Consider the following 4618-nt stretch of genomic DNA (forward strand, 5'->3'; position numbering starts at 1 on the left):
GGACGGGGCGGGGCGAGTCGAAGATGCTCTTCAGGCGGCCGCCGCTGAGCTGCTGGAGCAGCCACTCGCTGCTGCCGACGGGACGCTCCGGCTCGGATCGCTCCGGCTCGGCACGCTCCGGCTCGGCACGCTCCGGCTCGGAGGCCTCCGATCCGGCAGGCTCCGGCTCGCGGCCCTCGGACCCGCGGCGCTCCGGCTCCGGGTGCTCGCCGCCTCCCGGGCCCCCGCCGCGTCCCCCCTCGTCGACCATCAGCTCAGGCCGAGGTCGGCCAGACCGATCGCGGCGAAGTACGGGTAGCCGGCGTCCTCGATGATCTCGCGGGCACCGGTCGCGCGGTCGACGACGACGGCGACTCCTGCGATCTCGGCGCCGACCTTCAGCAGGGCCTCGATCGCCTTCAGCGGCGAGCCGCCGGTGGTGGACGTGTCCTCGACGACGACGACGCGCTTGCCCTCGAGGTCGGGGCCCTCGACCTGCCGGCCGCGGCCGTGGTCCTTGGGCTCCTTGCGCACGACGAACGCGTCGTAGGCGAGACCGCGGGCGGCGCCCTGATGGAGGATCGCGGCGGCGATCGGGTCGGCTCCCATGGTGAGGCCGCCGACGGCGTCGACGCGCTCGAGCGGCGCGATGAGGTCGAGCATGACCTGCCCGATCAGCGGCGCGACCCGGTGGTCGAGGCTCACGCGGCGCAGGTCGACGTAGTACGACGCCTTCTTGCCGCTCGTGAGGGTGAAGTCCCCGTGGAAGACGGCGTCGGAGCCGATGTACTCGATGAGCTGCTGGCGTGCGTCGGTCACGCGCCTACTCTACGGGGCGACCCCTCCCCCGCTCGGGAGCGCGCCCGCTGCGGCGTGCTCGCCCGCCTCGTCGCCTCCTCCGCGGAACTGCGTCATGTAGAGCTCGTAGTAGGCGCCGCGCTGCTTCAGGAGCGCCTCGTGCGCGCCCTGCTCGACGATCCGGCCCGACTCCATCACCAGGATGGTGTCGGCGTCGCGGATCGTGGAGAGCCGGTGCGCGATGACGAACGAGGTCCGGTCGGTGCGCAGCGCGTTCATCGCGTGCTGCACGAGCAGCTCCGTGCGGGTGTCGACCGAGGAGGTGGCCTCGTCGAGGATCAGCAGCGACGGGTTCGCGAGGAACGCGCGCGCGATCGTGATCAGCTGCCGCTCGCCCGCCGAGACGCTGCCGCCGTCGGCGTCCAGCACCGTGTCGTAGCCGTCGGGCAGCTGGCGCACGAAGCGGTCGACCATGGTGGCCTTCGCCGCGTCGACGATCTCCTCGTCGGTCGCGTCCAGGCGCCCGTAGCGGATGTTCTCGCGGATGGTGCCCTGGAAGAGCCACGCGTCCTGCAGCACCATGCCCACGCGCGAGCGCAGATCGCCGCGCGCGAGGCTCGTGATGTCGACGCCGTCGAGCAGGATGCGCCCTCCGGTGAGCTCGTAGAAGCGCATGACCAGGTTGACCAGCGTGGTCTTCCCCGCCCCGGTCGGACCGACGATGGCGACCGTCTGCCCGGGCTGCGCGGAGAAGGTCAGGTCCTCGATCAGCGGCTGCTCCGGGTCGTACGAGAACGAGACGCCCTCGAACTCCACGTGGCCGTCGGTGCGCTGCGGGAGCGACGCGGTCGCCGTCTCCGGCTCCTGCTCCTCGGCGTCGAGCAGCTCGAACGTGCGCTCGGCCGAGGCGACGCCGGACTGCAGCATGTTCGCCATGCTCGCCAGCTGGGTCACCGGCTGGGTGAACTCGCGCGAGTACTGGATGAACGCGGTCGCGTCGCCGAGCGTCAGCTGACCGGAGGCGACCCGCAGGCCGCCGACCACGGCGATGAGCACGTAGGAGAGGTAGGAGACGAAGGTCATCGCGGGCATGATCATGCCCGAGACGAACTGGGCGCCGAACGAGGCGGTGTAGAGGCTGTCGTTGCGGCGGTCGAACTCCTCGAGCATCTCGCGGTCGCGGCCGAAGGCGCGGACGATCTCGAGCCCGGAGAAGGTCTCCTCGATGTGGCCGTTGAGCGCGCCCGTGTTCTTCCACTGGGCGGCGAAGAGCTTCTGGGAGCGGGCGCCGATCACGCCTGCGATCACGCCCGAGAGCGGGATCGAGATCAGCGCGATCAGCGCGAGCTGCCACGAGACGATGAACATCATCGCGGCGATGCCGATGATGGTGAGCACCGACTGCACCAGCTGCGAGAAGGCCTGCTGCAGCGCCGTCTGGATGTTGTCGACGTCGTTCGTGACGCGCGACATCACGTCGCCGCGCTGCCGGGTGTCGAAGAAGCGCAGCGGGAGGCGGTTGAGCTTCGCCTCGATGTCCTGGCGGAGGTCGAAGACCACCCGCATCACGAGGCCGTTGAGGATGTAGCCCTGTGCCCACATGAGCACCGACGCGACGACGTACATCAGCAGCACGATGATGATCAGGCGGCCGAGGACCACGAAGTCGATGCCCGCGCCGGGCACGATGTCGGTCTTGGCCAGCATGTCGGCGAAGGTGCCGTTGCCCGAGGCGCGCTGCTGCTCGATGATCTGCTCGAGCGGGACGCCGGCGGGGAGCTGGGAGCCGATCACGCCGTTGAAGATCGTGTCCATCGCCTGCCCGAGGATCTTGGGCGCGATGACGGTGAGGACGACCGACAGCGAGACCAGGGCGACCACGAGGACCATCCGGGCGCGCTCGGGGCCGAGCAGCGAGAAGAGGCGCTTGGCCGAGGGCCAGAAGTTCTGCGCCTTGCGGGCGGGCGGCCCGTCCCCGAACATGCCGCCGTCACCCTCGCCGGGCTCGAACTCGGGCTCGGGGGACGTCGTCTCCTCGGGGGCGGTGGTGTCGCGTGTGCGCGCCATCTCAGGACACTCCTTCGACGCTCAGCTGGGATTCGACGATCTCGCGGTAGGTCGCGTTCGTCTCGAGGAGCTCGTCGTGCGTGCCGCGGCCGACGACGCGGCCCGCGTCGAGCACGACGATCTGGTCGGCGTGGCGGATGGTCGACACCCGCTGGGCCACGATGATCACGGTCGCGTCGGTGGTGGCGTCGGCCAGCGACTCCCGCAGCCGCGCATCGGTCGCGACGTCGAGCGCCGAGAACGAGTCGTCGAACAGGTAGACCCGCGGCTTCGCGACGAGGGCCCGCGCGATGCAGAGCCGCTGGCGCTGCCCGCCGGAGACGTTGGTGCCGCCCTGCGAGACCGGCTCGTCGAGCCCGTGCTCCTTGCTCCGCACGAAGTCCTCGCCCTGGGCGATGCGCAGCGCCTCCCACAGCTCGGCGTCCGTCGCGTCGGGGCGGCCGAAGCGCAGGTTCGAGGCGATCGTCCCCGAGAAGAGGTAGGGGCGCTGGGGCACGAGCCCGATCACCTCGGCGAGCTGCGCCCGGTCGAGGGAGGAGACGGGCACGCCGTCGATCGTGACGGTGCCCTCCTGCGGGTCGAACAGGCGCGGCACGAGGCCGAGCAGGGTCGTCTTGCCGGCGCCGGTGGAGCCGACGACGGCCGTGGTGCGGCCCGGCTCCGCGACGATGTCGATGCCCGAGAGCACGGGGCGCTCGGCGCCCGGGTAGCCGAAGACGACCCCGGAGAACTCGACGCGGCCGCGCGCGGGCGTCGGGACTCCGCCCTCGGGCGTGGTGAGGCTGGTGCGGGCGTCGAGCACCTGCTGGATCCGCTCGGCGCAGACGACCGCGCGGGGGATCATCATCACCATGAAGACGCCCATCATCACGGCGGTGAGGATCTGGAGGAGGTACTGCAGGAACGCGGTGAGCGAGCCCACCTGCATCTGACCGGCGTCGACCCGCTGCCCGCCGAACCACAGCACGGCCGCGGTGGCCAGGTGCAGGATCATCATGATCGCGGGGAACATCAGCACGAAGATGTTGCCGACCTTGATCGACACCTCGGTGATCGCCGCGTTGGCCTTGCGGTACCGCTCGGACTCGAACGGCTCGCGCACGAAGGCGCGCACCACGCGGATGCCCGTGATCTGCTCGCGGAGCACGCTGTTGATCCCGTCGATCCGGTCCTGCATGAGGCGGAACAGCGGCAGCAGCAGGAACACCAGGAAGCCGACCACGACGAACAGCAGCGGCACCGACACCCAGACCAGCCAGGAGAGGCCGGCGTCCTCGCGCAGGGCGAAGACGATGCCGCCGACGCACATGATCGGCGCGGAGACCATGAAGTTGAGGGTCATCAGCACGAGCATCTGCACCTGCTGCACGTCGTTCGTGCCGCGGGTGATCAGGGTGGCCGTGCCGAAGCCGCCGACCTCGAGCCCGCTGAGCGAGTCGACGCGGCGGTAGACGTCGCGGCGCAGGTCGCGGCCGACGGACATGGCGGTGCGGGCGCCGAAGTAGACGGCTCCGATCGCCGCGGCGACCTGCACGACGCAGACGCCGAGCATGGTCATGCCGGTTCCCCAGATGAAGTCGGTGTCGCCGCGGCCGATGCCCTGGTCGATGATCTCGGCGTTGAGGCTCGGCAGGTAGAGCGCGGCGAGCGTCGCGACGAGCTGCAGCACGACGACGGCGGCCACCCAGCGCGCGTAGGGCTTCGCGTAGGCGGAGGCGAGGCGGAGCAGGATCATGGGTCCTCCGGAGGGGCGGAGCAGGAGCGGGAGGGGAGG

The 4618-nt window shown here is 70.7% G+C and carries 3 protein-coding genes and 1 pseudogene; all 4 read right to left on the reverse strand.

Features of this window, described 5'->3' with window-relative positions:
• Positions 1-250: pseudogene (locus C5C50_RS17210) on the reverse strand (hypothetical protein); the annotation flags it as partial.
• Entirely contained in the window at positions 250-798 is a 549-nt protein-coding gene (pyrE, locus tag C5C50_RS16455; protein WP_104225724.1) for an orotate phosphoribosyltransferase, read from the reverse strand. The pseudogene C5C50_RS17210 and the gene pyrE, both read right to left, overlap by 1 nt.
• Before the next feature lie 9 nt (positions 799-807).
• Positions 808-2844 (reverse strand): ABC transporter ATP-binding protein, encoded by a 2037-nt coding sequence (locus C5C50_RS16460; protein ID WP_104273943.1) that lies wholly within the window; start codon positions 2842-2844, stop codon positions 808-810.
• Between the two features lies 1 nt (position 2845).
• Entirely contained in the window at positions 2846-4579 is a 1734-nt protein-coding gene (locus C5C50_RS16465) for an ABC transporter ATP-binding protein (protein WP_104239193.1), read from the reverse strand.
• Positions 4580-4618 lie beyond the last annotated feature (39 nt).

The organism is Rathayibacter sp. AY1D9 (assembly GCF_002932395.1).
In the GTDB taxonomy this organism is placed as follows: domain Bacteria; phylum Actinomycetota; class Actinomycetes; order Actinomycetales; family Microbacteriaceae; genus Rathayibacter.

Excerpts from the sequence above, each read along its gene's own strand:
- C5C50_RS16460 (WP_104273943.1), bottom strand. The coding sequence starts at position 2,844 with ATGGCGCGCACACGCGACACCACCGCCCCCGAGGAGACGACGTCCCCC.
- C5C50_RS16465 (WP_104239193.1), bottom strand. The coding sequence starts at position 4,579 with ATGATCCTGCTCCGCCTCGCCTCCGCCTACGCGAAGCCCTACGCGCGC.